The following is a 14,768-nucleotide window of genomic DNA, read 5'->3' on the forward strand; positions in this document are numbered from 1 at the left end:
TGCTTGAGCGTCTTATTTTTTAGGAATGTTCTCTTTTTAAACAGGACATTTTCAGATATACTGGACAAAGAAGAACGGCTGCATGCTCCTATTTGGACTCTGTAGAACGTTTTAAGCGAAGAAACGAGACAACTAGTCAAACAGACTGCTGTCCCAGCATACAGGAGGAATAACCATGGCAACGTATTATGAAGCAATTAACTGGAACGCCATTGAAGACGTCATTGATAAATCCACTTGGGAAAAATTAACCGAACAATTTTGGTTAGATACACGGATTCCGTTATCCAATGACTTAGATGATTGGCGGACTCTTTCCGATTTAGAAAAAACTACTGTCGGCTACGTTTTCGGCGGTTTAACTTTATTAGATACTGTTCAATCAGAAAGCGGCATGGATCAACTGAGAAATGATGTGCGGACGCCCCATGAAGAAGCCGTCTTAAATAACATCCAATTCATGGAATCTGTCCATGCCAAAAGTTATTCTTCTATCTTCAGTACATTAAATACAAAAAAAGAGATTGATGATATTTTTGAGTGGACAAATACCAACAAACATCTGCAATATAAAGCAGAACGGATTAACGAAATTTATAAAAACGGCACTCCGTTAGAGAAAAAAATTGCTAGTGTATTTTTAGAAACGTTTTTATTCTATTCTGGGTTTTACACTCCTCTTTACTATTTAGGAAACAATAAACTAGCGAACGTCGCTGAAATTATTAAATTGATTATCCGTGATGAATCAGTGCACGGCACGTATATTGGCTATAAATTCCAATTAGGATTTAATGAATTACCAGAAGATGAGCAAGATAAACTAAAAGACTGGATGTATAATTTACTTTACGAATTGTACGAAAACGAAGAACGTTATACAGAAGAATTATATGATGACTTAGGTTGGACCGAAGAAGTAAAAACCTTTTTACGTTACAACGCCAACAAAGCTTTAATGAACTTAGGTATGGATCCCTTATTTGCGGATACAGCCAATGATGTGAACCCGATTGTAATGAATGGTATTTCGACAGGAACTAGCAACCATGACTTCTTCTCTCAAGTAGGAAATGGCTATTTACTAGGAACAGTTGAAGCCATGAAAGATGATGACTATCTTTACGGTTTAGATAAATAGCAAAAAGCTAGAAACGATTAACGTTTCTAGCTTTTTATTTTACCAACTTCCTGAGGCACCGCCACCGCCGAATGAGCCGCCACCGAATGAACCACCACTGCCGCTACCAGAACTACTATGATTAGACGGATTGTATTGTGAGTTTAAATAAGCATACGTCAAAACACTACCATCATAACTATATAAAGTATCTCCTACTAATAAACGCCCAAAAGATTGTTTTTTTGCATTTGGATATATACTTAGTAAAGAACCACGCTTAGTGGCACGTCTTATTTTCCCTTTTGTGGCAAATAACGTTGCTCCATTAAGATATAAACAATAAAAAGAAGTCTTTTTCATCTTATTTAATACTTCCTTTGTCTGTTCTGAGTTATTTAGGACAGCCTTTGTTGGTAAACAATTCAAATAATCTTGATACATTTTTTTAACAAGTTTTCTTGTTCTTAAAATTTGTAAAATATAAACAGCACAAATGAGCATCCCAGCAATACTTGCCATTAAAAGAACATTTCTTTTCGTTGTATTAGTGTTTAACTCTGTTTGTATATTTGTTAATTCATTATCCACTTGTGCGGTTTTTGAATTGATTGCAGCCGATACTTGATCAATAATTTTATTGAGACCTGTATTATAATCCTCGTCTCTAAAAGCCTCTTTTACTTCTTCATTATTAATAATATCATCCGCATAGCTATCCGTTAAAATACTCTCTAAGCCATATCCAACTTCTAAGCGAGACTCGCGATCCTCAATTGCCATTAGAAAAACCACACCATTATTTTTTTCACGATCCCCTACACCTAATTGATTAGCAATCTTATTGCTGTAAGATTCAACAGATTCCCCACTAGGTAACGCAGGAACGGTAATAAGCATAAATTGTGCGCCATTCGCATTTTCCAACAATTGTTGATTCAATTGAAACATTTTCTGTTTAAGTTGATTTGAGACAATACCTGCATTATCTGAAACATAGATATTAGCATCATTAATGTTCAACTGCCCATTCGTTCCAGTAATTGTCACTAATTCATTTTCACCAGTTATTTCTTGTTTAGAAAAGTTATTTATTGTTGTCTGGGTTGACGCTTCAGTCATTTTCCCTGCTAAAATATCGTCTCTCTTTTTTTGTAAGGCATGTTGCTTCTCTCTCAGTGCAGTTTGTTTTGCTTCATAGGAGATTCCCTTTCCTTCATACCAAGTAGCCATTCCTAATATTAAAATCATACTTAAACTAATTACCACAACAATCGTTGTATTCCGCTGATGCTTTTTATAAAACAAACGAACTTTTTCTTGAATTTTTTCGACTTTTTTATCCAACCTTCCTCACTTCTTTCTTTTTAACCCAAATTTTCTACAAATTTTTTATTTAAATTCCACTTGTGGCACTTCTTTTCCCTGCTCTGTCGCAACATAGTTAGTTTTCTTCTCAAATCCTAAAAGTTTTGCAATTATTTTATCAGGGAATTTTGAAATCTGTTGGTTATATGTTTCAACAGCTTGTATATAGTTACGGCGTTCAACAGAAATTCGATTTTCAGATCCTTCTAATTGAGTCATTAAGGTTTTGACATTTTCAGAAGAAGCTAACTTTGGGTAATCTTCATTCAATACTGTAACAAAATTACCTAATCCTTTTTCAATTTGCTCATTTGCTTGCCCTTTTTCAGAAGAAGATTTTGCTCCTGCGTATGCTTTACGTGCTTCCGTTATTTCTTTTAAAACTTCTTTTTCTTGAGTCATACTGCCTTGAACACTACTGACAAGATTCGGAATTAAATCAGCCCGTCTTTGCATTACATTCTCTACTTGTGACCATTCTGCTTCGACTTTATTATCTAAAGTAATCAATTGATTATAAGCTTTCATCACAAATGCACCAATAATCACAACGACAACAACAATAATACTAAGAAATTTATTTTTTTTATTCATCTTACATATCACCTTTCTTTCTAACTCGTAATACAATCATAACTCTTTTGTAATCTTTTTGAAATATTAAACTTAAAAAATCAGTCCTAGGCCCTAGAAGAAAAGAGCGTGGGACAAAAATCACTTTGGATTTTTGTTCCACGCTCAAAACTGATAAACGGCGGGAACAGAACCAACTCCTTCGGAAATAAGCCGAAATTCTCCAAAAATTAAAGAGCAATTTTCGGAAATTCCTTCTTATTTCTCGGAGCTAAACGGTTCTGTCCCGACCTCTTGTCATTAATTATAAATAGATGTTTCTACACATTAATCAATCGTAATTTTGTTACATTATTTGAAACAGATAGATCTTCGATAACATCGGCATACGTTAGGCCTTTAGGCAAATCAATAGTATAGATATTCGTATAGATTTTTGTATCATCCACCCAAGAAACATTGAAGTTCACATCATAAATTTCAATATGTTTTTCTTCAAAATACTGATTAATAAATTCTTTGGTTTCTTGTTTATGTTGATAGCGAATTTCTAATTTTTTGATTGTTGGTACGTGAATAATTCGTTTGACAATGGTTAAGGCAAATAATACACCGATAAAACTTGTTAAGGCAATCGTATAGTAGCCCATGCCCACCGCGATCCCTAAACCAGCAACGGTCCATAGTGACGCTGCTGTCGTCAATCCTGTGACACTTTGTTTCGTTACAATGATGGTTCCAGCACCTAAAAAGCCGATTCCACTTACAACTTGTGCGATCAATCTTGCTTGATCTGAACGAATGACCCCCGTCAAAGCCGGATTAGCTAACGCATCTTTCAATGCATTGATTGCAATTTGCGACTGAATTAACGCAATAATAGCCGCGCCCATACAAACTAAAATGTGAGTGCGCATCCCTGCTGGGCGATTCTTATATTGTCTTTCAAAACCAATTGCGCCACCCATCACCATCGCTAGGACTAACCGTAAAATAATTTCTGGAATTGTTAGCTGTAACATCCTTTTCACCTCTTCTTCTATTACTTCCAGTATAACAAAAAAAGGACTTGAAACATAAGAAAATCCTTATGTTTCAAGTCCTTTTTCATCAACGATTATAATTTACTTGCAGCTGCATCATCAATGATTACAACAACATCTTGATGGTTTTGTAATGCACTTGCTGGCATGTCTGTTGTTACTGGTCCGTCAATCATTCCTTTAATGGCCTCTGCTTTTGCTTCGCCATAAGCCATTAAAATCATTTTTTTACCTTTCATGATTGAGCCAATCCCCATAGAAACAGCACGTGTTGGGACATCTTCTACTTTGTCAAAATAACGTTTGTTTGCGTTGATTGTTGATTCAGTCAACTCAACGACATGTGTTAAGCTATCTAGAGGTGTGCCTGGTTCGTTGAAACCAATGTGTCCATTTTGACCAATACCTAAGATTTGGATATCTACTGGATGTGCATCGATAATTTTTTCATATTCTGCGGAAGCAGCATCTAAATCTTCTGCTTTACCATTTGGTACAAATGTTTCTTTAAATGGTTTTTTGTCAAATAAGTGTTTGTTCATGAAATAACGGTAACTTTGCTCATCTTCGCCACCTAAACCAACATATTCATCTAAGTTTACAGAAGTCATTTCTGTAAAGTCGACATCACTTGCTGTCATTTCTTTATATAATGTTTCTGGTGTACTACCTGTTGCTAAGCCTAAAACTTTCGCACCATTGTTCATACCTTCTTTAATTAATTCAAACGCTTTTTTGCCGCCTTCTTCTGCATTTGCTACACGGATAATTTGCATTTTGACACGCTCCTTACGGTTTATTTTGGTATAGTCCAATTATAACACCTTCTGAAAAAAATTTCTAGAATAAAAGAAAAAAACTTCTATTTCCATCAGAAATAGAAGTTTTCGAGCTTGTTTAACAGATTAATATTGTGGTGCGTTGGGATCCACATACGTATTTGGATCAGCATAAGCGTTTGGATCTGTGTACGTATTTGGGTCAACGTACGTATTCGGATCATAGGCTCCTTCTGCTGCTTGTTGCGTATTGCCGTTGTATTCTGTTTGTCCGGCTGTGGTGTCCGCTGTGCTACTCGAACTAGTAGAGCTATTGACACTTGAATCACCAGATTCACCAATCAGTGCAGTATCTGTAACAGCATAGCTAAACTGATTATAAAAGGCTAAATCTTTTTCACGTTCAGAAGCATGTTCTTTTAAACCAAGTTGTTTTCTAAGTGTTGTTTGTGTTTTGTATAAACTATTTGGATCTAGGACTTGATAATAAATATCATCAATAGTTGCACTGTATCCTTGTAATTGTTCAGAGTCAATTGTTTTAAAGGCAGACAAATATTTTGATTGGATGTCCATCATGTCATCCCAAGTTAAGTCTGTTTTTACATTGGCTTCAACAGCATCAAGAATTTTTCGATATTTTGAAACACCGTCAAAACTCATGACTTTGCGCACAATTTTCTCAACAACTTCTCGTTGGCGGCGTTGACGACCCACATCTCCTTCAGGATCTTCGTGACGCATCCGCGCATAAGCCAAACCTGTCGTGCCATCTAACTTGATTTTACCTGCTGGAACAGTAATACCGTCCAACGTAAATTCACCAATCGTATTATCTACTTCAATACCGCCTACCGCATCAATCAGGTCTTTTAACCCTTTCATATTGATGGATACATAATGATGGATGGGAATATCCAGTAATTCTTGGACTGTATTAATCGCCATTTCGGCGCCACCAAATGCATAGGCATGGTTCAATTTGTCTTGTGTGTCATTTCCAACAATATCTGTTAGAATATCTCTATCCAAACTGATCATTGTGGACTTGTTTTCTTTCGGGTTGATGGTTACAACCATTGTAGTATCTGAACGACCTTGTTCTGTTCGGCCTAAATCGCCTGTGTCAATCCCCATTAAAAGAACAGAGAATGGTTCTTGCGCATCAATATTGGCCGTGGCTCCTTTATTGGACTTACGGTTAACTGATTGATAGATCCCATTAATTGTTGAATTGGCATCTGAATACATCTTAATCCCGTAAGCACATACCCCAGCTACTACCACTAGCAAGACGCTCAAGAAGCCCAGTACTACTTTTTTCCATAGTTTCATAAGACACTTCCTCGTTTATCTAAGAATAATTCTTAATTCATGCCCTTTATTTTCTCATAGTTTGCTTATTCAAGCAATATTTTTTATTTTTTGGAACAAGAACTTAACACAATTGTAAAATAAAAGAGCGCTTTATCAAGGAACAATTGTTATTTTTGAGAAAGTGTTTGCAGAAATTCTTGATAATGTTTCTGTTCATTCGTTTCAGTGATAGTTATTTTCTCAAATGCACCATTTAGTAAATCAGTCAGTGATCCTTCAATCAAATGCGTAATCGTGGCATTCCCAATTAATTCCATCCAATAACTGCCATCTGACGTTTCGTGGACGACTGTTTTCACCATACCTCCAGCATTTTTGACGGTTATTTCTTCATAAAAAACACCATCTTTCAATAACGTATAAAGTAAACTACTTGCGCACATAGCTGTCCCACAAGCACTTGTAAAACCTACACCACGTTCATACGTTCGAACAAATAGTTGATTTTTGCCAAGAATTTCAACAAAACTCACATTTATCCCTTCTGGAAAATATGGATTTTCATTATTTACATAGGTAGCGATTCGTTCAAATTCTGGACCATTTAAGGTTTCATGATCCACAAATGCTACAAGGTGCGGATTAGGCACTGCTACCGCTGTAAAGCGAATGGTGTTAGATAAGGCTGGTACGATTTCATCAATTAATGTTTGGACCCCTAAATGCATTGGGATAGTGACTGCTTCAAAACTTACTGGTGAAATTTCCACTTGGTAAGTCGCTACTTCTTCAGCTAAATTGGGGGCTTGACGTACTTTCAAATCTGCAAACATTGTTTCAACTGTAAATGATTTTTCTTGGTTTTTTTCAGCTAAATAACGGGCAACCGTACGCAAGCCGTTCCCGCACATGCTTGCTTCACTACCATCGCTGTTAATCACTCGCATTCTAGCATTGGACGTGCCGTGAGTCCCTTCTCCTACCAAAAGTAACCCATCTGCTCCCGCCAATAATCCTGTTTCCCGCGAACATAACTGGATGCGCAATTGCTCAATTTCCTCAACGGTTAAAGAACGCTCAAACTGTGTTTCATCCAATAAAAAGAAATCATTTTCTGACCCGTGTACTTTTTGCATCATAACATTCATTTTTTTCGCTCCTTCTTTATGTATCCGTTATCTTTCCTACTTACTTTAGTATGCCATAAACGAACAACTATTTCGACCCTGGATTTGTAAAAGGAAAGAGTCAAATGACAGCCGTCATTTGACTCTTTCCTTCACAATTGGCAAACTTATTTTGCTGCTGCAAAAAGTTCGTTTACTTTATCCCAGTTAACAACGTTCCAGAATGCTTCAATGTAATCTGGACGAACGTTTTTATATTTTAAGTAATACGCATGTTCCCAAACGTCAAGACCTAAAACAGGTGTTTGGCCATCCATTAATGGTGAATCTTGGTTTGGTGTTGAAGTGATTTCTAATTTACCGTTATTCACAACTAACCAAGCCCAACCTGAACCAAAGCGGCCAGTTGCAGCTGTTTTGAAAGCAGCTTTCATTTCATCAAAGCTACCAAATGTTTCATCAATTGCTTCTTTAATAGCGCCATTTGGTTGTCCACCAGCATTTGGTGCCATAATTTCCCAGAAGAATGTATGGTTTGCGTGACCGCCACCATTGTTACGAACGGCTGTGCGGATATCTTCAGGAATAGCATTCATATCTGAAATTAGGTCTTCTACAGATTTTTCGCCTAATTCTGGATGTTTTTCAATCGCTGCGTTTAAGTTAGTCACATAAGTGTTGTGGTGTTTATCATGGTGTAAGTGCATTGTTTCCACGTCAATGTAAGGTTCTAATGCATCATAAGCATATGGTAATTCTGGTAATGTGTAAGTCATTTTTTAAATCCCCCTATTTTTTAGTATGTAACATACGTCTTTCATACAACTATTATGATAACAGAGTGAACCGCTTTCTACAAAATAGTTTGCTTGCCAAAAGAAAAGTTTTACAAAAGAGGGAGATTACCTTGTGTTTCCCTCATAAATTCGCTAGAATGACCTGTAGAAGAATGATGTGAGGAGTAAATAAATGAATACATTGCAATTATTTAAGCAGGCCTTTTTTTCAGTTTCAGAATTACGGCATGCGAAAAAAATGGCGTTTTGGAAAGTAATTCTCTATGCTGTTTTTTTAAGTGCTATTTTAGCACTACCTATTACCAAACAAGTCTTTTCTGTGCTACAAGAGGTGCAACAAGATGGCCAAAAAATTGCAGAAAAGTTGCCTGACTTTTCTATTGAAAATGGCACGTTGCAAACAAAGGCCAAAGAATCTGGTTTTATTTATCAAACCGACTCGATTATTTTTACGTTTGATCCAGATGGAAAACGTACAGCCGCTGATGTCCGAAAGGATTTAATTGGTAATGCGTTTGGTTTGGCTTTTTTACAAGATGAATTTGTAGTCGCCTTACCGAATTCAGGAGCAACTGAATCAATTCTAGGCACCGACCAATTTATCTTCCCCTATAGTAAAGGAACCTTAGATGGCGTTAACGCTCAGAGTATCAAGACTGCGCTAAGTGAAGCAGCAATCCCTTGGTGGACAAAACTCATTGTCTTTTTAGTGGCTATCTACCCTGTTCTAATCGGTTTAGTTTTAGACTTACTGATTGCCGCTATCGGTGCATCTCTCTATTCAAAATTACGTTTTTATTCTTTACGTTTGATTGATTGTTTAAAAATTATTACGTATTGTGCTACCGTGCCAGTCATCTTAAGTGCTATTTTAAACTTCGTAAATCCGATGTTTAACGATGGCATCCTAGTTATTTTACTGAGTCTATTCTTTTTCTTTGTCACAACCAAAAACGAACCACGGAATATCCCTGGTTCTTAAAAAAAGAGCCTGGGACAAAAATCACTTTGGATTTTTGTTCCAGGCTCAAAACCTGATAAACGGCGGGAACAGAACCAACTCCTTCGGAAATAAGCCGAAATTCTCCAAAAATTAAAAAGCAATTTTCGGAAATTCCTTCTTATTTCTCGGAGCTAAACGGTTCCGTCCCGACCTCTTTCTATTCTTCAAATTCTTCTTCATCTGTTAATTCAGGTAAGTCAATCGTGGTCACCGCAGATTGGCCAATTTGCGTTAAATATGCAGCTAATTCATCCACATTTTCCACAGGTGAGACGGCTGCTTCAATTGCCATTGCTAAATTAAGTCCGGCGACTACTCGCAATTGCGGATAAGTGCCCATGGCCATCATAGCCACATTACAAGGTGTTCCTCCTTTTAAGTCAGCTAATACAAGCGTCGGGACATCGCCAGCTTCTTTTAAGATTGCTGCCAGTTTTGCTTGCGTGCCGCTCAAGCCATCTTCTGCAGTCATTGACACAATCGCAGCGTCTGCTAATTCCCCGACAATCATTTGAGTAGAAGCTAAGGTTTCTTCTGCCATCCGTCCATGGCTCATTAAAATTAATTTTGGTTTCATCATATCCTCCTAAAAATACTGCTGATAAATTTTTGTTCGTGCTTTCAGAAAGCCACGTTCTTCACGAGTGGGATGAATCCGATTCGTCAGCAAAATTAGGGCTTCTTTGGTCTCTTTTTTCATACCAATCGCCGTTCCAGTAAAGCCAGTATGATACAAATAGCCTGCCCCTGCTTGCGTCTTTTTCACTTCCCAACCAAATGTACGTCCCCCTTGGTTCATAGACCAGAGAGCATCGAACATTTTTTCAGAAAATAATGGTTTGCCAGACGGGTAGCGATTGTTCATAAAACACTGAACAAAAGTGAGTAAATCTGGTAAAGTTGCAAATAAACCTGCACTGCCAATTGGCGCTTTTAGTTGATAGGCTTTCGAATCGTGGACCACTCCCTGAATAACGCCGCGTTGTTTTGTAATCTCTGTGGGCACTGCCTGGGCAAAATCGCTGACCGTAAAACTTGTATGCTGTAGGTTCATTGGTTGAAATACGTATGTTTGAAAGCTCTCTTCTAATGAGCAGCGATCCAATACTTGAATAATTTCTCCCAATAAGTAATACCCTAAATCAGAATAAGTGGTTTTCCCTCGTTCAGATAACGAATGCGTTAAAATGATTTCTTGCAAGCTTTTTTTTGTGACATTTTTCTTATCGACAACATCAGCTGGCAGTCCGCTCTGATGCAGTAGAAGCTCCCCAATCGAACAAGATAGTCCTTGATAATCAGGTAGGATTTCCCCCACAGTGGTTGAAAAAGTAAGCTGATTTGTATCGATTAATTGTAACATTCGATTTGTTGTCCCAATAACTTTCGTTAAGGACGCTAAATCATACAGGCTAGCTGATGAAATCTTTTGTCTTGCAAATGGACCAGTATTACCTAAAAAGCCCGTATACTGTTCTGATAAGCTATCTTCTGTGATCGTCCCCCAAGCGACACCCGGAACGACTTGCTGATTAATCAGTCTCTGAATTGTTTCTTGAATTGCGATTTGATTCATTGTTCACCACTTCTATGCTAAAACTTCTGAAATCCGTCCGTCATGTTCTGCTAATAGTTGTTTGGCTTTTTGAAAATCAACGTGGGCTTTCGCCATTACAATGGCTGGTGCCACTTCTAGCTGTGCTGCCTCCAAGTATTCTTTGGCTTGCGATTCCTCGATTTCTGCTGCTTCTTTAATGATATTCGTGGCACGTTGAATTAATTTTTCGTTCGTTGGTTGTACGTTGACCATCAAATTTTGATAGATATTCCCTACTTTAACCATAATCCCTGTTGAAAACATATTTAACACCATTTTCTGTGCTGAACCCGCTTTCATTCTAGTTGATCCTGTAATGACTTCCGGTCCTACAATTGGCGCAATCCCAATTTCCGCCAATTGATTCATCGGACTTTGATTATTACAGGTAACTGAAATGGTTAGAGCGCCCACTTTTTTTCCGTATTCAATTGCGGAAACAGCATATGGTGTCCGACCACTAGCAGCAATCGCAATTACGACATCTCGGGCAGTCAATTGATGTTGTGTTAAATCTTCGATAGCTAATTCTTTCGAGTCTTCAGCGCCTTCAATTGCTTGATACATTGCTTTTTCACCACCAGCTAAAATACCAAATGCGCGTTCTGGCGACACACTATATGTGGGCGTTAATTCAATCGCATCCAAAGCACCTAAACGTCCAGACGTTCCTGCACCACAATAGATTAAACGGCCCCCTTTTTTAAATCGTTCTGCCGCTGCATCAATTGCTGCAGCAATCTGCGGAAGCACCTTTTCAATTGCTTGTGCTACCTTTTGGTCTTCTTGATTTATTAAAGTTACCATTTCTAATGTTGACACTTGGTCAATCTTTTTAGTTGCTTCATTTCTGGCTTCTGTCGTTAATCCTTCTAAGTTCATTTGCTTGCACACCCCTACTTCTCTTTTAGACGGCTGACAAGTTGACTCGTTTCAATCATATTACGTTCAATTTCTGTGTCTAAATCATCTTGAATTGAACCTAAATACAGAACATCGCCAATTGCCATTGACGAAGCAATCGATGAAATAGCCCCAACTCGAATGAGGTGCTCATTATTGGGGACTAAAAGAACTTCATCGCTCAATGATCGCACGTTTTCTCCATCGTTACTGGTAATAAAAATAACCGTTGCACCTCTATTTTTGGCAATTTCACAGGCGATTAAGGCTTCTTTTGTCAAACCACTATAGGAGACCGTGATCAAAATGTCTTGTGCCGTTGCATAATTTAAAAACTCCAACATCATGTGACTATCATAATTAAAAATTGCTTGGCGACCAGCGCGGTTAAACTTGTGATAAAGATTATAAGTCGTTAAAGAAGAGGCACCAATTCCAACCAAATGAATTTTTTCCGCTTTTTTAACATGCGCGATTGCTCGTTCCAAGGCTTGTTTATCCACTGTATAAAATAAATCCTCAATCGTAGCATTTAATAAAGATTCCACTTTCATACAAATAGTATCCACCGAATCATCCGCCGCTACAATTGGATCAATATCTTTTTTACCGTTACTGGCAGCTTGTACCGCTGCAATGGATAGTTTTAACTCTTCCCAGCTGTCAAACCCTAATTGTTTAGAAAAACGGGTAACTGACGCCGGAGAAGTTTCGCTATTGCTAGCAATTTCGTTTGCTGTTAATGAGAGAAGACGGGTCGGATCCTTCAGTATATAGTCTGCGATTCTCTTATTTACTTTGGAAAAGTCCTTATATTTTTGTCTGATTGAACGGATTGGCTCCATCTTCTCATCTCCATTTCTATTTTATGAAAGTTAAAATTGCTTCGTTTGGTTCAGAAGGGATCATCTGTGCGGTAATAGTCACCCCATTATCTGTTAAACGACGAACGGTTTGAATATCTTCATCGGTTAATGCAACAGATTTTTTAATTGCTCGACTGCCTTCTTTTTGAGAAATATTGCCGACATTGAAGCTCTGCAACGGAACACCGCCATCAATTAAAGCCGCCATATCTGCAATGTCTTTCGTAATTAAAAAGACTTTTTCTTCATCATAATTGCCTGCTAAAATTTTTTCAATCGCTTTACGTTTTGATAAAATGGATAATTTAACTCCTGCAGGTTTGGCCATTTTTAAGGCACCAATTTGTAATTGATCTTTGACAGCGGCATCATTTACTACCATGATTCTTTGTGCGCCAACCGTATTCGTCCAAACGGTTGCAACTTGTCCGTGAATTAAACGCTCATCTACTCTTGCATGTACAATTGTCATAATAAATCTCTCCTATTATATACTATTTTTTTAAAATAAACCGCCAACCCAAGCCAACATTGGTTGTAAATTGCCTAAAACCATCCCAATTAAAATTAAAACAAAGATTAGCCGTGTTGAATTCATTTTCTTTTTCCCTAGTAACCAATAGGATAAAAGAACAATCCCTAAAGGAATTAATGCGGGTAAAATTTTATCCAACATTTCTTGAACAGATAATGTTACGTCTCCCATTTTATAAGTTAAATCTAATTTGTAAGTAATTACCGAAGGAATCAAACCGCCGACCACCGTTAACCCTAAAATGGCTGCACCTTGCGTAAACAATTTCATTTTATCCGCAAATTCTGTCGCAATTTTTTTCCCTTGATGGTAACCAATCCAAGTGAATTTATAGCGAACCCATAGGACCACTGCTCCGGCAATTAACGGGATCAGTAACCCAACAACCTGGCCCCCTTGCGCCATGTAAGCTGCAATCGAAAAAACAATCGCACGATAAATCGCGATAAAAATGGTATCACCAACACCAGCAAACGGACCCATTAGACCTGTTTTCAAGCCAGTAATGGCCGTTTCATCTTCAATGCCGACTTCTTCTTCCAAAGCCATATCAGCTCCGACAATTAAATGCGACATGGCTGGCGTTGTATTCATAAAGCCAAGATGTGTCTTCAAGGCTTTCTTCATAGCTACTGGATCTTCACTGTATAGTCGCTTTAATGCAGGCATCATCACCCAAGCGTAACCAAGTCCTTGCATTTTTTCATAGTTCCAGCCCCACTGATAGCCAAAAAGATTACGGACGTAAACTTTATTAATATCCTTTTTTGTTAATTTGTTAGTCATCAATCTCAACCTCCTCATCATCTTCGTAAATAACCGTGCCACTTGTTGTAGCTGCGCCGCCTTTGTTATGATTCATCACATAAATCGCTGCTAAAGCCAAGCCAACCAGTGCGACACCTAAAACTGAGAAGAATTGGGCCCCATAAGCAAGTAACACGAACCCAATAATAAAATAAGGCCAGTATGTTTTAATTGGCAAGTAACGCATTAAAATAGCAATCCCCATCGCTGGTAAAATAGCGCCTGCTGCTTTTAACCCATTCATCACCCAAATAGGAATCCAATTATTGATAGCGTTTACAACTTGTTCACCAAAAGCTAGGCCAATAAAAACTGGGATGACACGAGAAATCGTCCAAGGAAAAATTCCTAAAACATTGCAACGCTCGACCCCTTTATAATTGCCTTCTTCCGCATAGCGATCTGCTTTGTGTTGGAAAAACGTATTAGCCATTCTGCCTAAAATATCTAGTTGTGTCAATAATAACCCAATCGGAACCGCAACTCCGATACCATACTCTGCCCCTTTCCCTGAAATGATTGCATAAGCCGTTCCCATAATGGCCCCTGAAAGAAAGTCTGGGACTGTTGCTCCTCCATAAGTCGCTACGCCTAATGTCATCAATTGAAGCGTTGCCCCAATCATCAAACCTGTTTGAACATCCCCTAAGACTAGGCCAGTAAACGTTGCAGCAAACAATGGTGTATATGGACCAATCTGAATAGAAATTTGGTCAAGTACACCAACAACTGTGTAAAGACATAAAATCAAAATAATACCAATCGATACTGTCATGCTTTCTCATCCTCCTTGAATGCGTTTTCTTTTTTGTATTTGTAGAATACCATTAAAGAAATATCATTTCAAGTTCTTTTTAAAAATATTTTTAAATGAAATTACATTTCTTATATAATTTTTGTGCTATACTAAAAGAAAACGGTTTAGGAGTGATT

16 protein-coding genes are annotated in these 14,768 nt (G+C 37.7%); 2 read left to right on the top strand and 14 right to left on the bottom strand.

The window, feature by feature from the left end; all coding sequences use genetic code 11:
• Window positions 1-175: 175 nt before the first annotated feature.
• The gene (nrdF, locus tag IGL80_RS11965) at window positions 176-1,141 is read left to right on the top strand and encodes a class 1b ribonucleoside-diphosphate reductase subunit beta (protein ID WP_002355357.1); all 966 of its coding nucleotides are present in this window, start codon (window positions 176-178) and stop codon (window positions 1,139-1,141) included.
• Window positions 1,142-1,180: 39 nt separating this feature from the next.
• Here the strand turns inward: nrdF and IGL80_RS11970 are convergent, their stop codons facing one another.
• The 7 genes from IGL80_RS11970 to IGL80_RS12000 form a co-directional block, all read right to left on the bottom strand.
• Window positions 1,181-2,467 carry a TPM domain-containing protein gene (locus tag IGL80_RS11970; RefSeq protein ID WP_002404643.1) on the bottom strand — a complete coding sequence of 429 codons (1,287 nt, stop codon included), beginning with the start codon at window positions 2,465-2,467 and terminating at the stop codon, window positions 1,181-1,183.
• A 45-nt stretch (window positions 2,468-2,512) separates the two neighbouring features.
• Complete coding sequence (locus tag IGL80_RS11975) at window positions 2,513-3,082, bottom strand: LemA family protein (protein WP_002386098.1); 570 nt, start codon at window positions 3,080-3,082, stop codon at window positions 2,513-2,515.
• 299 nt (window positions 3,083-3,381) lie between these two features.
• On the bottom strand, window positions 3,382-4,083 hold the full coding sequence (locus tag IGL80_RS11980) for an MgtC/SapB family protein (RefSeq protein ID WP_002355354.1): 702 nt from the start codon (window positions 4,081-4,083) through the stop codon (window positions 3,382-3,384).
• A gap of 95 nt (window positions 4,084-4,178) precedes the next feature.
• Window positions 4,179-4,880, bottom strand: a complete 702-nt coding sequence (gene nagB, locus IGL80_RS11985) for a glucosamine-6-phosphate deaminase (RefSeq protein WP_002355352.1) — start codon at window positions 4,878-4,880, stop codon at window positions 4,179-4,181.
• A 129-nt stretch (window positions 4,881-5,009) separates the two neighbouring features.
• Entirely contained in the window at window positions 5,010-6,218 is a 1,209-nt protein-coding gene (locus tag IGL80_RS11990; RefSeq protein ID WP_002393688.1) for an LCP family protein, read from the bottom strand.
• A 149-nt stretch (window positions 6,219-6,367) separates the two neighbouring features.
• Complete coding sequence (gene dapF, locus IGL80_RS11995; protein WP_002358438.1) at window positions 6,368-7,348, bottom strand: diaminopimelate epimerase; 981 nt, start codon at window positions 7,346-7,348, stop codon at window positions 6,368-6,370.
• A 146-nt stretch (window positions 7,349-7,494) separates the two neighbouring features.
• The gene (locus IGL80_RS12000; protein ID WP_002358436.1) at window positions 7,495-8,103 is read right to left on the bottom strand and encodes a superoxide dismutase; all 609 of its coding nucleotides are present in this window, start codon (window positions 8,101-8,103) and stop codon (window positions 7,495-7,497) included.
• Window positions 8,104-8,296: 193 nt separating this feature from the next.
• Between IGL80_RS12000 and IGL80_RS12005 the strand changes: the two genes are divergently transcribed.
• The gene (locus IGL80_RS12005) at window positions 8,297-9,106 is read left to right on the top strand and encodes a DUF1189 domain-containing protein (RefSeq protein WP_002358434.1); all 810 of its coding nucleotides are present in this window, start codon (window positions 8,297-8,299) and stop codon (window positions 9,104-9,106) included.
• Between the two features lie 178 nt (window positions 9,107-9,284).
• Here IGL80_RS12005 and IGL80_RS12010 read toward each other — a convergent pair whose 3' ends face one another.
• The 7 genes from IGL80_RS12010 to IGL80_RS12040 are packed head-to-tail and all read right to left on the bottom strand — an operon-like array spanning window position 9,285 to window position 14,610.
• Complete coding sequence (locus IGL80_RS12010; protein WP_010708253.1) at window positions 9,285-9,704, bottom strand: PTS sugar transporter subunit IIA; 420 nt, start codon at window positions 9,702-9,704, stop codon at window positions 9,285-9,287.
• A gap of 9 nt (window positions 9,705-9,713) precedes the next feature.
• Window positions 9,714-10,703 carry a serine hydrolase domain-containing protein gene (locus IGL80_RS12015; RefSeq protein WP_002355341.1) on the bottom strand — a complete coding sequence of 330 codons (990 nt, stop codon included), beginning with the start codon at window positions 10,701-10,703 and terminating at the stop codon, window positions 9,714-9,716.
• Window positions 10,704-10,715: 12 nt separating this feature from the next.
• On the bottom strand, window positions 10,716-11,606 hold the full coding sequence (murQ, locus tag IGL80_RS12020) for an N-acetylmuramic acid 6-phosphate etherase (RefSeq protein ID WP_002355340.1): 891 nt from the start codon (window positions 11,604-11,606) through the stop codon (window positions 10,716-10,718).
• Window positions 11,607-11,620: 14 nt separating this feature from the next.
• Entirely contained in the window at window positions 11,621-12,472 is an 852-nt protein-coding gene (locus tag IGL80_RS12025; RefSeq protein WP_002355339.1) for a MurR/RpiR family transcriptional regulator, read from the bottom strand.
• 16 nt (window positions 12,473-12,488) lie between these two features.
• The gene (locus tag IGL80_RS12030) at window positions 12,489-12,965 is read right to left on the bottom strand and encodes a PTS system mannose/fructose/N-acetylgalactosamine-transporter subunit IIB (protein WP_002355337.1); all 477 of its coding nucleotides are present in this window, start codon (window positions 12,963-12,965) and stop codon (window positions 12,489-12,491) included.
• Between the two features lie 30 nt (window positions 12,966-12,995).
• A complete protein-coding gene (locus IGL80_RS12035; RefSeq protein WP_002355336.1) occupies window positions 12,996-13,814 on the bottom strand; it encodes a PTS system mannose/fructose/sorbose family transporter subunit IID in 819 nt (272 codons plus the stop codon).
• Window positions 13,807-14,610 carry a PTS mannose/fructose/sorbose/N-acetylgalactosamine transporter subunit IIC gene (locus IGL80_RS12040; protein ID WP_002358431.1) on the bottom strand — a complete coding sequence of 268 codons (804 nt, stop codon included), beginning with the start codon at window positions 14,608-14,610 and terminating at the stop codon, window positions 13,807-13,809. Before IGL80_RS12040 ends, IGL80_RS12035 begins: the two co-directional genes overlap by 8 nt.
• Between the last annotated feature and the right edge of the window lie 158 nt (window positions 14,611-14,768).

Origin of the sequence: Enterococcus sp. DIV2467a (genome assembly GCF_050532945.1) — a bacterium.
Taxonomy (GTDB): domain Bacteria; phylum Bacillota; class Bacilli; order Lactobacillales; family Enterococcaceae; genus Enterococcus; species Enterococcus faecalis.

Excerpts from the sequence above, each read along its gene's own strand:
- IGL80_RS12005 (WP_002358434.1), top strand. The coding sequence starts at position 8,297 with ATGAATACATTGCAATTATTTAAGCAGGCCTTTTTTTCAGTTTCAGAA.
- nrdF (WP_002355357.1), top strand. The coding sequence starts at position 176 with ATGGCAACGTATTATGAAGCAATTAACTGGAACGCCATTGAAGACGTC.
- IGL80_RS12010 (WP_010708253.1), bottom strand. The coding sequence starts at position 9,704 with ATGAAACCAAAATTAATTTTAATGAGCCATGGACGGATGGCAGAAGAA.
- IGL80_RS12025 (WP_002355339.1), bottom strand. The coding sequence starts at position 12,472 with ATGGAGCCAATCCGTTCAATCAGACAAAAATATAAGGACTTTTCCAAA.
- IGL80_RS12015 (WP_002355341.1), bottom strand. The coding sequence starts at position 10,703 with ATGAATCAAATCGCAATTCAAGAAACAATTCAGAGACTGATTAATCAG.
- dapF (WP_002358438.1), bottom strand. The coding sequence starts at position 7,348 with ATGAATGTTATGATGCAAAAAGTACACGGGTCAGAAAATGATTTCTTT.
- IGL80_RS11975 (WP_002386098.1), bottom strand. The coding sequence starts at position 3,082 with ATGAATAAAAAAAATAAATTTCTTAGTATTATTGTTGTTGTCGTTGTG.
- IGL80_RS11990 (WP_002393688.1), bottom strand. The coding sequence starts at position 6,218 with ATGAAACTATGGAAAAAAGTAGTACTGGGCTTCTTGAGCGTCTTGCTA.
- IGL80_RS12030 (WP_002355337.1), bottom strand. The coding sequence starts at position 12,965 with ATGACAATTGTACATGCAAGAGTAGATGAGCGTTTAATTCACGGACAA.
- IGL80_RS12040 (WP_002358431.1), bottom strand. The coding sequence starts at position 14,610 with ATGACAGTATCGATTGGTATTATTTTGATTTTATGTCTTTACACAGTT.
- IGL80_RS12035 (WP_002355336.1), bottom strand. The coding sequence starts at position 13,814 with ATGACTAACAAATTAACAAAAAAGGATATTAATAAAGTTTACGTCCGT.
- IGL80_RS12000 (WP_002358436.1), bottom strand. The coding sequence starts at position 8,103 with ATGACTTACACATTACCAGAATTACCATATGCTTATGATGCATTAGAA.
- murQ (WP_002355340.1), bottom strand. The coding sequence starts at position 11,606 with ATGAACTTAGAAGGATTAACGACAGAAGCCAGAAATGAAGCAACTAAA.
- IGL80_RS11980 (WP_002355354.1), bottom strand. The coding sequence starts at position 4,083 with ATGTTACAGCTAACAATTCCAGAAATTATTTTACGGTTAGTCCTAGCG.
- nagB (WP_002355352.1), bottom strand. The coding sequence starts at position 4,880 with ATGCAAATTATCCGTGTAGCAAATGCAGAAGAAGGCGGCAAAAAAGCG.